Annotated in this window: 7 protein-coding genes and 2 riboswitches; all 7 genes read right to left on the reverse strand. The window is 47.6% G+C overall.

Annotated features, from left to right (window positions below):
- Nucleotides 1-42: 42 nt before the first annotated feature.
- The 7 genes from AC15IQ_RS11660 to AC15IQ_RS11690 all read right to left on the reverse strand — a co-directional run bounded on the left by AC15IQ_RS11660 (nucleotide 43) and on the right by AC15IQ_RS11690 (nucleotide 18,962).
- The gene (locus AC15IQ_RS11660) at nucleotides 43-7,554 is read right to left on the reverse strand and encodes an Ig-like domain-containing protein (protein ID WP_483179326.1); all 7,512 of its coding nucleotides are present in this window, start codon (nucleotides 7,552-7,554) and stop codon (nucleotides 43-45) included.
- 142 nt (nucleotides 7,555-7,696) lie between these two features.
- A riboswitch (molybdenum cofactor riboswitch) is annotated at nucleotides 7,697-7,817 on the reverse strand.
- The gene (locus tag AC15IQ_RS11665; RefSeq protein WP_483179327.1) at nucleotides 7,816-9,144 is read right to left on the reverse strand and encodes a stalk domain-containing protein; all 1,329 of its coding nucleotides are present in this window, start codon (nucleotides 9,142-9,144) and stop codon (nucleotides 7,816-7,818) included. Its footprint overlaps the riboswitch before it by 2 nt.
- A 72-nt stretch (nucleotides 9,145-9,216) precedes the next feature.
- A complete protein-coding gene (locus tag AC15IQ_RS11670) occupies nucleotides 9,217-9,525 on the reverse strand; it encodes a DUF2149 domain-containing protein (protein WP_483179328.1) in 309 nt (102 codons plus the stop codon).
- Complete coding sequence (locus tag AC15IQ_RS11675) at nucleotides 9,500-10,150, reverse strand: MotA/TolQ/ExbB proton channel family protein (protein WP_483179329.1); 651 nt, start codon at nucleotides 10,148-10,150, stop codon at nucleotides 9,500-9,502. Before AC15IQ_RS11675 ends, AC15IQ_RS11670 begins: the two co-directional genes overlap by 26 nt.
- Before the next feature lie 3 nt (nucleotides 10,151-10,153).
- Nucleotides 10,154-11,785 carry an FN3 associated domain-containing protein gene (locus AC15IQ_RS11680; RefSeq protein ID WP_483179330.1) on the reverse strand — a complete coding sequence of 544 codons (1,632 nt, stop codon included), beginning with the start codon at nucleotides 11,783-11,785 and terminating at the stop codon, nucleotides 10,154-10,156.
- Nucleotides 11,786-11,959: 174 nt separating this feature from the next.
- The gene (locus tag AC15IQ_RS11685) at nucleotides 11,960-15,550 is read right to left on the reverse strand and encodes an S-layer homology domain-containing protein (RefSeq protein ID WP_483179331.1); all 3,591 of its coding nucleotides are present in this window, start codon (nucleotides 15,548-15,550) and stop codon (nucleotides 11,960-11,962) included.
- 289 nt (nucleotides 15,551-15,839) lie between these two features.
- Nucleotides 15,840-15,958: riboswitch (molybdenum cofactor riboswitch) on the reverse strand.
- A 385-nt stretch (nucleotides 15,959-16,343) separates the two neighbouring features.
- On the reverse strand, nucleotides 16,344-18,962 hold the full coding sequence (locus AC15IQ_RS11690) for a calcium-translocating P-type ATPase, PMCA-type (protein WP_483179332.1): 2,619 nt from the start codon (nucleotides 18,960-18,962) through the stop codon (nucleotides 16,344-16,346).
- Nucleotides 18,963-19,433 lie beyond the last annotated feature (471 nt).

Genomic DNA, 19,433 nt, shown 5'->3' on the forward strand with positions numbered 1-19,433 from the left:
TGCCCCGTCTTTTCACTCCTTAACAATACTACGTTTGAAGCCTTATTGCAGAATCACAGGGTTATGGTCTTTAGCATTGGTCAATTCATCCACGATATAGACCTTGATCACATCCCCGGCTTGCACATTAAAACCAGCCTGGGCAGTATCAACCTCGTCAAAGTCGGCTACAGTAGAGTTGATCTGCAACTGACTGCCATTCCTTAGATGGGTAAAGACTACGGTCTCATCGCCGCTATGAGCAAATACCGGTTCAATATTGACCGTGAAGTAATTGAACCCGGAAACTCCAGCATTAACAGTCATAGTCTTTATACCGTCCTGGGTTTCCCCTATGTCATAAGTCGAATCAGGGACAGGGGTTACTGTATAGACCGGGTTGCCGGTTGCTGCGCTTACTAACTCAATACTTACAATATTGCCGATTGAACTTGACCCGCTCACCGCAGGACCCACCAGGCGCAACGGCCATTTGTCATCAGTTTCGGGAATGGGGAATTCATCAAGCAGGTTGGCAATAATGTAGTCACTATTACGGATAATGTCGGCACTATCTATAGTTACTGTAGCACCATCACCAGCCGTAATTACAACCTGGTACCCTGATTGAGCCAGTTCATCATTGAAGGCCTCATTAGAATGCTGGTCGGCATCATCAACAAATCCCACCAGGAACCAGAGGGGCATGCCTTCCCACTTACGTCCTTTAGTATCGGTGTAGCTTGCCTTGTGATTGGCACCGAACTGGCAGGCAAGAGCTGTTTCAAAATAGGTTTTGCTGATATCACTACTTATACCACCAATTTTGGTTCCATCCAGCTCCAGTTTCCAATCACCCTGGGGTACGGTGTATACTCTGATGGTAGTAATATACTTCGCGGACAACCCGGCACAGGAAGGATACATGATTTTATTATCTTCGTAGTAATGCCAGTATGCTTCCGGAAGAGTCTCGTGCATATCCATTTGATGATATACTTTGTCTTCTGGTGTAAAGTACAAGCGCATACCATCTTTATAGTTCGGAACATAATCACCGTCAGCATACCAGGCTAAAATAGCATCCCCCTGGCGGGCATATACTGATGGATCAGGATATATGGATGAATAAGGAAGCCTGGTCTCATAGCCATCAGAAGCTACCAAGACGATTTCTGTGCCGGTTCCCATGTCACCGACAAGGCTGCAGAGATCACTCAGGCGGGTGCCTTTAATCGCATTGGCTATCTTGTAACCACCCAGACCGGTCTCATTCTCATCCCACATATCATCCGGGTCAAAGGTGACTCCCTGGAATTTGTATACTGTTTCTCCGTCTCCAATCACATCGAATTGCTCTATCATGTCAAGATAATTGAGGGTCTCTTCAGCTATGATGGTGGTCCCGTCCTCTCCATACTTTACAATCCGGAGATCAGGGATGGCACCGCTGCTCTCAAAGGAGGTCAGCTCGATTTCGGCTATCTTTCCTACGCTTTTACCGGTCAGGGCTCCTGCATTGGCAACACCAGAACCTACCAGGCGCAGCGGCCAGGTATCAGTAAGCTCGGCACCATTGCATTTGTTCGCAATGATATAGTCGCTGCTCCTATTGATATCCAGACTGTCGAAATCAACACTATAGCCGTCTGAAGCCTTTACCAGAACTTTGTAACCGGCTACAGCCTGGCTAAAGTCATAACTGTGAGGCTGACGGTCATCTACCCAGCCGGCCAGTAACCACAGGGGTATACCTGACCAGACATTTCCATCCCCGTCAATCCATTCTACCAGGTGACCCGAATTCGGGCAGGCAAGCCCTTCTTCGAATTCCGCCTGGGAAATCACATCACTGATCTTACCCTTCAGAGTGAGGTTCCAACTACCGGGCTCTGCCGGCGGGGTCTGCAGTTCAAGAATCTCAATGCGGGCGATATTGCCGACTGCCAAGCCACCAAGGGAACCATCATCTTTAGTAACACCGTCACCTACCAGGCGTAGAGGTGCTGAAGTGCCTGTCAGTGGCTCACCATCGCATTTGTTAGCCACGATATAATCATTGCTGTTGGCTACATCCGAACCAGCAAAAGTCTTGAAGTAAGTTCCACTTCCATCAACTACCTTCACGGTGTAGTTTTTAGCCCGAGTTTCATTAAATGTCCAGTGATTGCCGCTTTCGATGTCATCCACTGCACCTAAGAGCACCCACAGTGGAACACCGGACCATGTATTGTCATTAATGTCGGTCCATTCTTGGTAGTGACCAGAGCCAGTACATGCCAGTCCTTCTTCAAACTCTTTCTGGGTGATGGTATCCCCGATTTCCCCAATCATTTCCAGGGTCCATCCAGCGGGCGGCTCAGGCAGACCAGACAGCTCAATGCGGACTATATTGCCTACCTGTTGCCCACCCGAGATAGCTGAACCTTTCAGATGCAGCGGCCAGCAGTCTTTATTCTTGTCACCGATTGTAAGGGGCAGTGGTTCCCCGTTTAACGTATTAGCAACGATATATGCGTCGCTGCGAGCGATATCAGCACTGTCAAGTACTGTTGACCAGCCATCGCCTGCTATAACCTTTACTTCATAGCCTGCGGCGGCCAGTTCATCATTGAAGTTAAAATGTCCGTCATCAGGATCATCATCTACGATACCAACTAACAGCCACAGGGGCATGCCTCCCCAGACGTTACCTTCATCATCAGTCCAGGTCGCATAGTGTGATGAAGAACAGGTCAACCCTTGCTCGAAGTAAGCCTTGGTAACGGTCTCATCCTTGGCCCCGGAAAGCTGCAGGGTCCAGTCGGTAGGCACCACACCGTTAGTAACGGTGGTTTTCACCGCTGCTGTGGCTGCTGCCTTAACCGCATTAAAGTCGCTCTCATCTTCAACATCCGCATAATAGAATTCGACCTTGTTACCATCTGCCAACTGCATCAGGTTTAAAGCATCATCAGGATTGTTATAGCCATCTTTTAAAGCGCCGTTTACATAGGCATACCATGCGCTGCCGTTTTTCACATAATTGTATTCGGCTACATTATCCAGCAGCAGGGCACCGGAATTGCCATAATTCTTATCGGTAACAGCGTAGGTGAATCCGCCAGCGATTGCGGCTTTGTGCAGCGCACCCAGTGGCGTGTTCTCATTCACCGTGTATTCCGTCTCTGAGTTGTAGGCGGTTACTGTGAATGCCTCTTCCGGATCCAGGTTTACGGTTCCGTCATAAAGAACATCAATAGTGGATAATGACACCACCGTCTTAACAGCTGCAGTTGCTGCTGCCTTGACTGCATTAAGGTCGGTGGGGTCGGAAATATCGGCTGCATAATAAAACTCAACCTTGTCTCCATCGACCAGCTCAATGACATTCAGTCCAGCGGGCGTATTCTGATACCCATCTTTGTAGACATCATTTACATATGCATACCAGTATCCCGGAGATTTGCGTTCGTACTCTCCTACATCGTCCAGCAGGAGTACCCTGTCATAGGACCAGCGCTTGTCAGACAAAACATAGGTAAAACTACCGGCCTCGGCGGCTGCCTGCAGGGCTCCCAGCGGGGTATTCTCATCAATTGTATATTGATTAGATCCAACCGTTACTGTGAAGGTCTCCTCAGGATTCAATGTAACTGTACCCTCATAGAGGATGTCAATTGTCGGTCCACCAGAGCCTTCTACAACAGTTACAGTTATCGAATCGGTTTTATTCCCGTCTTCGGTTGTAACCGTAATACTAGTAGTACCTTCTGCTACTGCGGTTACCAGACCGGTTGCACTTACCGTAGCCACAGCTTCATCAATGCTGCTCCAGCTTACATTCTTGTTAGTGGCATCCTCAGGTTCCACCACAGCAGTTAGCTGGACTGTCTGGCCAGTTTCCAGTTCTTGGTTGCCTTCCGTAATGCTCACGCCGGTAACGGGTATCGATGGTGGAGTGTTTACAGTGAATACAGCAAACATGGTATTGGGAGCAACTGTCGTACGTACATTATAAGTACCGGCGGGCACTTCTGGAACAGTAATGGAGACCGGAGATATAGTGCCACTGGCATCAGTGCTTACATCTGCCCTGGGCTCATCCTCGTTCCAAGTGCCGTCATCGTTAGAGTCAAACCAAATATACTTGCCGGTTTGATTAGTCACTAAACCGTAACCTGTAACATCTATGCTGCTGCCAACTATCCCCGAGCCAGGATTCAGTACCAGGCCAGCAATCAAATATGTTACTGAATTAGCTTTGAGACCACAGGCCGGTATATCTGCCAATACCTGATATAGGCCCGGTGGTGCCGATGGTACATACAGGCCGGGGCTACTGGCTCCCCCAGCAGTTGTGGTTGTTACTGCTGCCTTATTCTCGTCTTCATCCCAAACTTCGTTACCATTAGTGTCAAACCAGACATATCCGTCAACATTGGCTGAAAAACCTGCCAGATTCATACCGATATTGGTTTCGGGGTTACCTCTGGGAGTGGAAATTTTAATACCTGGAACAATACCGATGCTGGCACAAGCCTCTATAGTATCATCGCGACCAATGTCAAGAAGGATGTTGTAGATACCTGTCGGCGATGATGGCCAAGACATATTATTTACTGATATTGTACCCTCAGCTGATGTATTACTAGACTTGTAACCGCCATCATCGTATATCCCGTTGCCATTACGGTCTACAAAAAGCCGGTAGGGAGTACTGGCCGGAAAACCGTTTCCGGTAACTGTGATATATCTAGGAGTTGTTCCCTGCTCCAAGCTGTTTCCATATTTTGGGCTAACGATTATGCCACTTCCGGTGACAGTAAATACGGCGCTAGCTTTAATACCGCCTATATCTGCCCGCACCGTATAATCTCCCGTGCTTACTGACGGAACAGTCAGGCTTGTGAGCAGGGGAATAGCTCCATCTTCGTCAGTATTTACAGCAACTGACGGTTCTTCATCGTCAAAGACTTCATTATCGTTTATGTCAAACCAAATAACTCCAGCAGCTCCAGCATTAAAGCCGCTGATGGAAATGAACGTGGTCGCCCCCGGGATTCCGGAATTGCATTGCAACTGTATCTGTGGACCAGCCGGAATCGAGTTGACAGTGATGCTGTCGGTGAAGTTGCCATCTTCGGTTGTAACCGTAATGCTGGCAGTACCTTCTCCTACTGCAGTCACCAGGCCGGTTTCACTTACCGTTGCCACAGTTTCATCACTGCTGCTCCAGGTTGCGTTCTTATTCGTAGCATCCTCAGGCTCCACAACTGCAGTTAGCTGGAATGTCTGACCAATCTCTAATTCCTGATTACCTTCGCTTATGCTCACGCCGCTAACAGCTACTGGCGGTGGAGTGATAACCCCATCCTGCCAAGCTCCTATCAAGGGATAGTTGTCACTATAGCTGGCAATGGTGGTGTATGGAGTATCTGCTATACCGTTACCATCGTTATCAGCTCCGGTATAATCGCTCCAGTAATTGCCGAGTTGGCTGCTGTACTGAGTACCCTTGTAGGTGTAGCTTATCTCAGTTGAAGAATTCCAGGAGTTTTCGGTATTGCCATTAAATCCTTCGGACAACTGAGTTGTATTATCCCTAAAGTTATTCTGATAGAATATGTTGCCAACTGGTTTAGTGGCAAGTTCCAAACCGGTGGTATTGTTGGAGATAATATTATTATTGAAAGTATTGGTATCAGCAGCTTTAATTCTGATACCCATTTGGTTTGAATCTAATGTATTGGAACTAAAAATATTGCTGTCAGTACTGTCAAAAAGGTTCAAACCTTTCCCTGATTGGTTGTTTGCACAAGTGTTATCGCTTATAGTGTTACCGGCTGCATAGCTAAGATAGATACCGTCGCTGCCACAGACATTACAGGTGTTGTTGCTAACCGTATTGTTATTACTGTTAACGGTTATTCCTCGATTATTATTACTAAAAACATTATTCGTTATCGTACAAGATCCGCTGGGCTGACCTGAAATGTAAGTAAGTTTTATGCCCGATTTGTCTGTTCCTGTTGCTCCGGAAGCCGTAAACCCTTCAATAGTGACGTTTGCGGCAGTCACCTTAAATACATCGGCATTTGTATTGGCTGCCTGTACTATAGTCTGCGCTGCCCCGTTCTCAGACTCAATGACCAGGCTCTTATCCACGGTTATGTTCTCAGTGTATGTCCCGTCTTTTACGATGATGGTATCACCAGCATTGGCTGCTGTGACAGCATCCTGTATTGTGCTGAAGTCAGCTCCGCCGGAATCATCTACATACCAGGTCTGGGGCGCTGGATCTGTAACCGTGATGTAGCCCTCTTTGATTTCCTCATCACTGTCCAGATCACTGGTTACGGTAAGTTTGACCGTGTATGTTCCCACTGCGGTATATTCATAGAAAGGATTCTGTTCAGTACTATCTACTACGCCATCATTGTCAAAATCCCAGGCCCATGAAGTGGGGTTTCCAGCTGACTCATCGGTGAATTGTACCGTAAGGGGTGCTGGGCCACTGGTTTTATCGGCACTAAAAGCAGCCGTAAGCAAAATCGGTGCTGCATCCATTGACTGAGTTACGGTAGCCATGCTGTACCCCTGGGCACTGACTGCTACCTTATAATCACCGGGAGTATTAAATACGTCTGCATTTATACTGATAGTTGCTTCGCTGATGGAATACTGTCCTTCAGTCAACTGTTTTCCATTAACCGTAATACGGCTAATACCTGTTCTCCAGCCCTCATCATCAGTGAAGGTGATGTCTGCTGCCTGGCCAATTTGGTTATTTTCTGTATCGGCAGTCAGATCTGGAGGTGTTAGTACTGTCTCATTACTGTATATGTTTATAAAAGCTACGTTCTGTACTGATAAACCGGTGGTGGTAGGATATTCACCGGAGTAGTAGTACCAGTATTGAGAATCTGCAGCCTCATGCCATTCCCAGTTGCCAAATACGTGGTAATCCCCTGAAGGTAAACCCGCAACATCAGTCGGTCCTTCTTTAGATGAAGCTGCGGCAAACCAGACCAGGCGCATGCCGTCGGTGTATCCGCTATCTGGATGTTTTCCGTCCTGATACCAGCAGACCACCATTGGCCCTTCGCGATCCGGATCATAATTGTAAACGTTTTTATAGGCGAATCTTTTCTTAAAGCCATCAGAGGCTTTTATTTCTACCTCTTCACCATCTGCCATACCTCCTACCAAATTGCAGAGGTGCTTCAAGTTATTACCCTTCACCGCCCCCATATCTTTGGTATCCCAGTTCCTATCTTCTTCCTCGTTCCAGCGAAGCCGCTCTAGCTCCTCCGGATCATCAGCAGGTTCATCAATAAAGACCGGGCCCTGATGATAGTAACGGGTTTCCCCATCACCCAGTACTGGTATATTGTCTGGGTCCATCAGCCAGTGATAATCAACTTTAAGCTGGTCAATTATAGTTTTACCATCCTCAGCATACTTGGTAATGGTGAGTTCAGTAGTTGCCGCACTGGCTGGCTCAGGTACCACCATACCTGCACACTGGAATAGGAACGCGAAAACTAACGCAATAGTTAGGCTTTTTCCCCAACCTTTTTTCTTAAAAAACATACGTACACTCCTTTCCCAATTCTTTTTGAAATTTGTTTTCTACACTTTCTTCTGACTAAAACCTCCTTTAGCTATTGCTCAAAACCTGTTGCTGCCTTTTAGTTGTGAATAAAAAATCCGACTGCAAAGAAATCAGCCGGACGCTACTATCCGTTATGACTCCTTTCCAACAGGGGAGGCACACTCGTTTCCAGGTGAACCCTAACGGCCTGAGAACCATAGTATCAACCTTAGGCATCACAAGCTCGGAGCAATATTTTTTTATCGGGTAATAGTTATCTGACCACCATTGGGGTCATATACCACCTCCGCTTCCAGAGTCTCACTTATAAACCGCAGGGGAACAAAAGTACGACCAGGTGGCAGAATCTCAGGAGCACAGTCAATAGTCTGTTTTTCACCGTTGACCTGAACCTGGTTGGAATCAATAGTAAGGATAATTACCTTATCACCATAAGTAATGGTTACCTGTCTGCTTTCAGGGTTCCAACCAACTTTAGCACCTAAGGCTTCACCTACGAAACGCACCGGTACCAGTGTACGACCGGCTTCAGCGTTGATGAACGGCTCAGCTTCCAGGATATAGGGGGTGTCGTTAACACTAGCTGCTTTTGCACCAATGGCAAGCTTAATCATCAGTGGTAGACTACCTGATGACCCGTCAGCAATCCGATATTCAAAGGTGACCACATCGCTATCCAACTTCCCGGGACCAATGGTAACAGCCTTGATGGTTACGTTTTCAGTGATAGGCCCTATAGGGCGGTTGATATTACCCAAAACATCAGCCCGGGCTGTCCACCACCGGCTGGCGATCCAGTTATATATAGGGCTGTTCATTGTTGGGATGCTGCCATCAATGGTGTAATGGATCTTATCATCATCACTATGAATATTGCTCAAAGCCACCATAGTTCCTGGAGGAACTGTGCCGCCAACCGGGTTGGCCTGAGGAGCATCCCACTTTTCGGGCGGGGTGGTTAAGACCTCAATTTTACTGAGATACTTTACAAACAAATTTCCGGTCTGCTCAGTAACCGTGCGCTGACCCAGCATCAGTAAGAGGGAGTTCAAATCGTTCATATATTTGGGATTATCGCTTCCTTCTACACTGATCAAGCCGACAATTGGTTCTACCTCCACCTTCCCCGAGGGGTTGCCGGGCGAATGCCCATCAGCATCACCACCAGTTTTGAAATTCGGGAAACGATAACGCTTATCCTCGAATAGTTCTTTGACCGTGATGGTGACGGTATAACCATCGGCAGAGGTGAATCTAAGCAAAGTAGCCTCATCACGTATACCTGCCTGGTTTAGCAGTTCATGCAGTTTGACACCCTCTCCTACATACCACTTTTTAGTAGGCCAGGTGTTTATGCAGCTATATACATACTGATGCTGCTCCATTTGCCTAAGTTGATCCAGGCTTAATACTAATGGCTTTTCCACCCCATCTCCGGTGATTTCCAGAGCATCTGATGCAGCTAATACTTCGTTTGGTGATGCAAGACAAATACTAGCAGCCAGCAACAGAATACTCAGTAGGGCAATAGTAAAACCAAAGAAACTCCTTTTTGCTCTGGTTGGCATATTACAAACACCTCCTTTCTTACCTGAGTCTTGATAAAGTCAACTGTATGATGCATTTTTCCAATATGCCTGTTATTCGGTCAGCATGAATAACTTTCCGGTTGCGGGGTCTCTGTAAACCGTGCCCATTCTCTCGTAGACCTCGCCCTGGCCCTGAGTTTTGATCAGATCTTCACGTATCTCTGGGGCATCGGTCATCTCCCGGCCTTGTTCCAGGTTAACTCTCTGCCCCACACCAAAATCAACGTTCCAGTTAATAGCCAGGGCCAGCATCAAACCACAGGCAAAAACCAGCATGGCATCAACAATATTGATGGCGCCCTCCAGAGGATTTACTTCTTCTTGCCTCCAGCGGCTATTTCTCCTCAATCCTCCGCGCACGTTCCAACACCTCCGTTAGACTTTCCATTATGGCTTCCAAGGTACTCAAATAATCTTCATACCATCTTTTGCGATACCGGGAGACAGCAAAAGCAATACCTCCGGCAGCCAAACCGGTTACTGTAGCATCAAAGGCAGTAAGCAGTGAATCGGCCAGTATTCTGGGATCGCCCTCACCCAGAGCTATCAAACCTGGTCCTAGTGGAATCAAAGTTGCCATTAACCCCAACATAGGACCGAGTCGGGTTACCAGATCAGTTCGATTAGTGATTCGTACATAATTCAATTCTTCGCTAGTCAACAGCCGACGCGCCAAAGCCTGCATTGAAGCAGACGGCAAATCTTTATTTTGGATCAATTCGCTGATGGCAGCCTTTTGGCGTCGGAATAACCGAATGCCTTCAACCTGTTTAATGATTTCTGCAACATCTTTTTCCTGAAATGTATTGATCAACTCGGGCAAATTGACCTTCATCTGGCGCCGTTCGGTCAAGGCTTCTACTAAGAGACCGCCCAATTCCATCAATGATAAAGCTAACATGAATAACAGTACGGCAATGGTAGGTATTAATAAACCGGATGAAATGGCATGCATCATATCCTTTAACGGCAGTAAGATAGTCATGTTCTATAATCGCTCCTTCGTATATTGCACATATTTATTGCCAGCTCCTGAAAGCAAGCACATCGTGAGCATTATGGCGGAGTAAATCTTCATCCGATCCTGGGCTTCTGTTAGCGGCAGAGGTATGGTATCGGCTGACATTTCAAACAGCTGCTGATTATCCATGATCGGCTGGGAGGCAGTATCCAGATTAGAATCTATAGCCAGGTCCTTAATATTAGCTAGGATTTGGGCTCGCTCTTCCGGTATCGATGACTGGGGAGGAAGGGTTGCCTCCGTGGAGGCATCAGGATTAGGAGCAGAGCCGATCTCTGCATTGGGCTCCGGTTGTGGGAGCTTATCATTAGAAGGCTCCGGGGGTTTGGGCTCGGTACTATTTGCTGCTGGAGTATCTTCCTCAGCTTGCTCCTCGTCCGGTCCGTTCACAACACAGTAAGCAGTGTAATTGCCATCCACTGTAGTAACAGTAATGACAGCCGTTCCCGGGCCAACCACTGTAACCAGACCGCGATTGTCTACGGTGGCGACTCTGGTATCACTGGAACTCCAGATCAAATCCTGATTGGTGGCATTGAAGGGAGTCACTGTCGCCTCCAACCGAAATGTGCTTCCAACCGGTAAATCGATTCTATTCCTATCAAGGGAAATTCCGGTAGGCGGACCACCCGGAACTTTGGTCGGATCTACCGCCTTGCCGCTCATATCAGCGGTGAATTTAAATGTAACCACTTCGCTGTCCAGCTTGCCGGGTCCAATGGTTATCATTTTAATGATAGTGTCTTCTTTTACTTCAATGGGTTTATTGACACCTTTGACATCACCGTGCTGATCCCACCAGCGACTGGAACTCCAGTTGAACATAGGACTATTGATGGTCGGAGTGCTGCCATCAGTAGTGTAGTAAATCTTATCCTCGTTGTTATTCTTATTGCTCAGTTCGATCTGGGTTCCTACCGGCAAAACTGTTCCACTTGGTATATTGGCTTTGGGGCTTTCCCATTTTTCGGGAGTAGTAGTAAACACCTCGATCCTGCTTATGTACTTTAAAAAAAGATGGTTAGTCTGTTCAGTGACTGCCCGCTGCCCTAATACAAGCAGTAATGCGTCTCGATCGTTCATGGCAGACGGGTCATCACTGCCCTCGGCACTGACCAGAGCCAGAATGGGTTCTACCTCTTCAGCGTCCCGTGGAGATCCGGGAATACTCCCGTCAGTAGGATGATTATCCTTTAAACCTGGAAAATAGTAACGTTTGTCTTGTAATAGTTCTTTGACGGTGAGAGTCACCTCATAACCATCACTGGATATGAACTTGACCAGTGTGGCGTCCTCCTTTATCCCAGCCTGATCGAGCAATTCCCTTAACTTAACCCCTCGGGCCATATACCAGCGCTTGGTAGGCCAGGTATTGATCACACTATAGATGTGCTCATACTGCTGCATCGCTTCGATTTGACTCATTGACAGAGTGAGCGGGTTAGCCACACCCTCTCCACTGATCTCAATGGTGCCTGCAGCTTCGGCTGTAGGACAATTCATCAAAACTAAGGCAATCAAAAATAATATTAATAGCAGCGGGGCAATTACCAAGAGCTTGATTCTGGTCTTGGTTAAACCGGTATCATTCACAATCATTCTCTCTCTCCCGCCTTCGGGCTGCCGACCCCGATTGGCCTATGCCCGTAGGCACCCCGTGGTTATAAGGCTGAAACAGTTCCATTAGTATTGCTGGATTGTAGTGCCGCGGTTACTATGTTCAACCTTACAATTTTCAAATTACCTGTTTAGGTGTCTGTTTCTCGGTTAAGCCTATAAAGCGTTGATGAAAACCGTGACTGCCTCAGCCCGGGTGGCATTTCCCTGGGGCCGCACCGTGTTATCAGGATATCCCTTGATAATTCCGTTCTTCACTGCTGTTGCTAAAGATCCTCTAGCCCAAGGTGAGATACTGCTTTGGTCTTTAAATGACAATTGTTCCATTACCGGAGAAAACTTAGCCGCCTTCACTATCATGTGAGCCATTTGCTCGCGAGTAATATATTCATCGGGGCCGAATCTGTTATCGCCATAGCCCTCTACTACACCGTGATATGCAGCAGTAGATATGGCCTCCTCAGCCCAGTGGCCGGCAGTGTCAGCAAAGCCTTCCCCACTATGGGATTCCAGTCTGAATGCTTTCACTAGTATTGAAGCGAATTCCGCCCTGGTAATGCTATTGTCCGGCTTAAAGGTTCCATCAGGATAACCGCCTATAGCCCCGAGCGCAACTAATTGTTTTATATTGCCTTCCGCCCAGTGACCGCCAATATCGGTTAATGCAACCTGAACCGTATCTGCTGCCATTACGGTAAATTTCGTAAAGTGGCTCACTTGCACAGTGATGGTATTTTTCGACACCTTGCCGCCGATGTCGACCCATCTTTTCTGGTCTTCATCATAGTAGTAAATAGCTGGGGTACTCTTAGAACTGACCTTTTCAGTATCGAATGCAAGCTTAAGCGTTACCGGTTTACCAAAGTCATATTTGCTTCGGCCGTCCACACTGAATTCATATACCGCGGAAATCACCTTAAAACCGTCCGGTGCAACAGGCGGTTTACTCACCCGCTCTATTTTCACTTCCACTGAGCAGGTTCCGTTCAATGCTCCGGCAGGAATTTCAATGACGGCTTCTTCTGCGAGTTTCACAATACCTCCGTCACTCGGTTTAATTAATTTAGTCACTACTGGGTCACCGGCCACCATTATGGCAAACATAGTAAAGTGATCCACCTCAACACTTATGGTATTACCGGCTACCTTGCCACCAATATCGATCCACTTCTTTCCTTTCTGGTCATAATAGTGGATAGTCGGGGTTTCATCAGAGGCCAACTTTTCTGAATCGAATGTCAGCTTGATGGTAACCGGTTTATTAAAGCTGTAATTACCCTCTCCGTCTATACTAAACTCATATACTCTGCCAAGAATTTTAAATCCAAAAGGTGCAGCCGGAGGCTCACTCACCCGTTCTATTTTCACTTCTACTGGACTACTACCAGTTAAGGCTCCGCCGGGAATCTCAATGACGGCTTCCTCTCCCAGGCTTACCGTTCCCCCTTCATCGGGTTTTATCTTATCGCTGGTATTTACCGTTCCTGTAACCTTATAGGTAAATTCGGCCACAGCGCTGTTCAACTTACCGGGACCTATGGTGATAGCTTTTATGGTAGTATCTTCAGTCACCACTATGGGCTTATTGATTTCTTTAACAGCATCCTTGCCCCTAGAACTCCACCACCGTTTGGCTACCACGTTATAAATCGGACTATTCAGATCGGGGATGCTGCCATCAATGGTATAGTGGACCTTATCTTCATCATCATATGGACTATGCAGTTCTACCTCCGTTCCTGCCGGTACGTTTCCGGGGCTCGGATTGGCGGTGGGCTTGGCCCAAGATTCTGGGAAATCGGTGAGTACTTTTATTTCAGATACGTATTTTACAAACAGCGGCCCGGTTTGCTCGGTAACCGCTCGCTGGCCCAGCATCAAGAGCAATGCGTTGCTGTCGTTCATATAGCTCGGGTCATTAGTACCATCTGCGCTGAGCAAAGCCAGCATGGGCTCGACTGGTGTCGCGCCTGCGGCAGAACCTGGAATATGCCCGTCGGCATCGTCATCACCGCTTTTGAAGTTGGGAAAGCGATAACGCTCATCCCTCAGCAGTTCCTGAACCGTAAATGTCGTGTAATAGCCATCACTGGACATAAACCTGATCTGCTGTGCGCTTCCTTTTATCCCTACTGTATCGAACAAATCACTCAGTTTAACCCCTTTCCCCACATACCATCGCTTGGAGGGCCAGGTGTTAATACTACTGTAAACCTCCTGGTACTGGGGCATAGCTTCCAACTGGGACTGGGTAAACCCCTGCGGATTGGTTACCCCATCCCCGGATATGGTTAATACAATTTTCCCGTCAGGTGGTTTGGTATCACCACTACTGGTAATCTTCTGCGTAACCACGGCATCCAGATAACCAGTGGCAATAACGATTATGGTGTAGTCGCCCTTGCTGGTGAATACCCCAAAATTAATAGTTATTACACCAGGACCGATGCTGTATTTGCCGGTAATAGGGCTTCCATTTACCGTCACTCCGGTAATGGCCTGACGCCATGATTCATTATCAGCAAAAGTCAGTTCTATGTCATTACCCACGGTGTTGTCTGAATTATCAGCGGTCAAGGTTGGAGGAGTATGGGCTTCAGTAACCAGCAGAGTAAAAGTAAAACTGTCGGTATTCCCATCACTATCGGTTACTGTCATCGTAAAGGTAAAAGTACCGCTTTGGGTAGGTGTGCCTTCCAGAGTTGCTCCCTTCAGAATCATACCTTCGGGCAGTGAACCCTCCGTAATAGCAAAGCTATACGGCTCTATACCGCCTGCTGCCGTGAAGCTATGACCGGCATAAGCCTGGTTGAGGATAGCATTAACCAGGTTGTCCTTACTGATAGTAAGAGGTATAAAATACTCGAAAGTGGCAATTTCACTATCGGCCCGGCCAGGACCGATTACAATGGCCTTAATGGTGGTATTATCTGTTATCTCAATAGGGCGGTTTATTTCATCCAAATCATCCGCTCTTGAAGACCACCAGCGATAAGCGACCAAGTTGAACATTGGGCTTTCTATGGTTGGGTCACTGTCATCCAAGGTATAGTGAACCTTGTCTTCATCATTATCAGTACTGTACAGTTTCACCAGGGTACCTGCCGGAACCTCACCGGGCGCTACTGACGCAGTGGGGGGAGCCCATTGAAGTACGCTATCAGTAAGTACTTCAATCTTTGTTACGTATTTGGCAAACCTGGCATTGGTCTGCTGGTTTACTGTTCGCTGCCCGTATAAGAAAAGATTGGCGTCAGCCCGGCTGAAATTGTCCGCATCTGTAATCACTTGGTAATCATTGGAGGAAATACTCCGGTGGGCAATAATAGCTGGCACCTGTTCAGCATCTGAGGCATCACCTATGAGATGACCAGCCAAGCCACTATCCATGAAATTAGGGAAGCAATACCGGGGTTCGCCCAAGAGATCCTGTATGGTAAAGGTAGCTTCAAAGCCGTCTCCTGAACTAATCTTTATCAGAGTAGCCTGGTCATTAATTCCTCCAGCCACATCAAGCAGCTCTTGCAGTGTTACACCTTGCCCCCTGTACCAGCTCTTGGTAGGCCAGGTGTTAATGGTGCTGAAAATAATATCCTGCTGCTCTAAACAATAATCATCATATATTGGTACTTCACCCTGAAGCTGCTCCTGGGTAATGGTTACGCCATCAGGGTTATTCAGCCCCGGCCCCGATATGGTAATATTGCCACCGGCGGCATAAGCGGGGTCGGGTGCCAGTAAACTCACCAAACCAACGACTAACAGCCCTATAAAAATTAACGAAACAGGGTTTTTCCATATTTTATTTGCAGTACTCATTCATCCTCCACCCCTTTTTTTACAAAATGCCTTCATCAAAATATCAGTGTCCGGTTATGGCGTAACTAACCCAACCCCCATTCACTTAATAGCAAAAACTGAAGGAAAAATAAGTAAAAGAACTAACTTAATCAACAAAAACCCCCTGCACGGACAGGAGGTTTTCCATAAAAGCTATAAATAGCAGGAACACCGATAACGGTTTTAGCACCTACTAAGATAGCGTAATAATACTCCTTTCCAGAAGGGAGGCAGAACCGTTTCCCGTTCTACCCTATCGGCCTATTTCCCATGTCTTTTTGATTTAGGCGAATAAGCTCGGAGTTTTAGTGTTAAATTCTAGATAATATTTTCCATATCAAGTATTCTAGTTAGACTAAGAGTTTTCCTGCACAATTCCAACAATTTTTAACAAAGTAGACCAAGTTATCTTTGTATATTCATTTCTTTTACCTAATCCGTTTAAGTCTCGATAGCTCCATTTATATGCGTTAAATAAGCTCGGAGTTTTAGTGTTAAATTCTAGATAATATTTTCCATATCAAGTATTCTAGTTAGACTAAGAGTTTTCCTGCACAATTCCAACAATTCTTAACAAAGTAGACCAAGTTATCTTTGTATATTCATTTCTTTTACCTAATCCGTTTAAGTCTCGATAGCTCCATTTATATGCGTTAAGCGACCTGTCAAAATCTTCTATAAAAACGAATTACAGACAGCTTTATTCCGCGCTCTGATGCTTCACCAGTCCTAATGCCTTGGAGATTTCCAGGACTAGTATGGGAACCACAGCCAGCCCTGCAGCCAGAAGATATAGATCAGAATTAAGCGGAACCAATCCAAAAGCGTTGGCCACTGCTGGTATTAAGGCCACCAGAGCGACCAAAACGATTGAGAGGAAGGCGGCACCATTGAGGTATTTGTTGGTGAAGAAGCCAATGGTCAACAGGGAATGATTGGAACGCATATTGAAAGCATGGCAGACCTGCGATAAGGCCAGGACCAGGAACGCCATAGTGCGGCCAGCTTCGATCTCCCCGGTGCTATTCCACCCCATATTGAACCCGATCAGGGTAAGGATGGCAAACATAGCCCCCTGCAGTCCCACCCTCAAACCCAGACCCTGGGCGAAGATGCTTTCACCCCTGGGTTTGGGCTTGCGCTGCATCACATCGTTTTCCACCGCTTCCATTCCTAAAGCCACCGCAGGCAGGCTGTCAGTCACCAGATTAATCCACAACAGGTGCACAGCTAACAGTGGTGAAGTCTTCCACAGGAGCATAGCGATAAAGACGGTCAATACCTCACCGATATTGGTTCCCAAAAGAAAACCCACGGTTTTTTTGATGTTGTCGAATATGGCCCGACCCTCACGGACCGCATCCACTATGGTGGCGAAGTTATCATCGGTTAAGACCATGTCTGAGGCGCCTTTGGCCACATCGGTGCCAGTGATACCCATAGCGCATCCGATATCGGCAGCTTTTAGGGCCGGAGCATCATTGACCCCGTCGCCGGTCATGGAGACTACTGCCCCCTGCTTCTGCCATGCTTTGACTATACGAATTTTGTCTTCAGGTGCTACCCGGGCATAAACCGAGATGCGGCTGACCCGTTTCTGCAGCTCATCCTCATCCATGGCGGTCAGTTCGCTTCCGGTGATGGCGTCATCGCCGGGCTCCATGATGCCCAGCTCCCGGGCGATGGCCGCCGCTGTCACCACATGGTCGCCGGTGATCATGATCGGCTTGATGCCCGCTCCGCGGCATACTGCTACCGCATCCCGGGCCTCAAGGCGAGGCGGGTCGATCATCCCCACCACCCCCATGAAGTGGAGATCACGCTCCAGTTCTTCACTACTGGGATTTTGCGGTACGTTATTTATTTCTTTGGATGCTACCGCCAAAACCCTTAAAGCCTGTCGACTCATCTCTTCGGTATGATGACGGCCTGCTTCGATCTGCCCGGAGATACATTTGCCTGCCAGAACATCGAAAGCGCCTTTAACAATGACCACACGACTCCCGCCGATAAGATTGACAGTGCTCATCAACTTGCGATCGGAGTCGAAGGGCAATTCGGCCAGTCGGGGGTAAGTCCGGTTCAAATCCTCTTTAGGCATACCATTTTTGTGGGCTGCCAGGACGATGGAGGTTTCTGTAGGGTCGCCGATATGCTTTTCTTGGCCGTTTTCGAATTCCACCACCCCATCGCTGCACAGCGCAGCGTACATTAGCAACTTCTTTATCGGGGCTGAGTTATTGGTGTGGATATCCTCCAAAACAGAGCTTTCACCATCGTAGGCCTTGACCAGGGTCATTTGGTTCTGGGTCAGGGTGCCGGTTTTGTCAGAACAAATTACCGAAGCGCTGCCCAGGGTTTCCACCGCTGATAACTTCCTGATAATGGCATTGCGACGGGCCATACGCTGCACCCCGATGGCCAGCACAATTGTGACGATAGCCGGCAGGCCTTCGGGAATAGCTGAAACTGCCAGGGCTACGGCTATCATAAATATCTCCATGATGGGCATGCCATCCCATAGCCCGATAGCAAAAATGATGGCACATATTCCTAGAGCTAAAAAGCCCAGGTATTTACCGAGTACATGCAATTTATGCTGCAGAGGAGTCTCCCCATCACCTTCCGATTCAAGCAAGTCAGCGATTTTGCCCATTTCGGTCTGCATCCCGGTGGCGGTCACGACCGCCCGGCCGGTGCCGTAGGTAACGCTGCAGCCCGAATAAAGCATGTTGACACGGTCCCCCAATGGGGCATCGGGCTCAACTCCAGCCCGGGCATCCTTCTCGCTGGGCACCGATTCGCCGGTTAGGGCCGCCTCTTCCGATTTCAAGCTGGCACTTTCGATGATGCGGGCATCGGCAGGAATAAAATCGCCCGCTTCCAATTTGATAATATCCCCGGGCACCAGCTGTGAAGCCTCAATGATGACATCTCGGCCATCGCGGATAACCCGAGCCTGAGGGGCAGAGAGTTCTTGTAAGGCCTCTAAGGCCTGTTCGGCTTTGCTTTCCTGAACCACTCCCATGATGGCATTGAGCACTACGATGAAGATAATAAGTACCGGTTCAAATAAGCCAGTACCTTCATATATCGCTACTACGAACGAAACTGCGGCGGCAATGATAAGTATAATGATCATGAAGTCTCGGAATTGATCCAAAAAACGCTTTATAAGGCTGCGTTTTGGTTTGGCCTTGAGCTGGTTAGGTCCGAATTCTTCCAGGCGCCGCGAGGCCTCCTCAGTTGCCAGACCCCGCTCGGCGCTCACCTTCAGGTGTTTTAATACCTCTTCAATACTGGTGCTATGAGCTTTCATTGATTCCTCCACATAATATAATTACTGCCCCGCTTAGGGGCAGAATAATTTCCATTCTCCGACTAGTTTGCTATAAAATAACGGCCGTATGCAGGGTGACCCGACATCTTTACCGACAACGCTATTATCCGATTTGGATGCAACTTCCACTGACACCTGACGGTGTCTTATCGGTGTCATCCTAAACTTGTAAAATTACTGGCATGTGAGTTATTCATTCCATTATATAACAACTGCAGCAATGTACCGATATCCCTTTAGTTAAGTTCATATGAACAAACCCGTATCGATGATAAACCATGGGCCTCTTTGGTATAATTATACATTCGTTGCATATTGGCTCGTAGCGCCAGGAAACTCGGATATGCTACAACTTACCATCATTGTGGGATTTGTAGCATTTTTGGACATCCTTATAAGTTCCCAAGTTTATGCCCGTTTATCCCAAGAGTTCCCGATTTTCAGCATGGT

Source organism: Syntrophomonas sp. DTU019, from assembly GCA_913757435.1.
Lineage (GTDB): Bacteria > Bacillota > Syntrophomonadia > Syntrophomonadales > Syntrophomonadaceae > DTU019.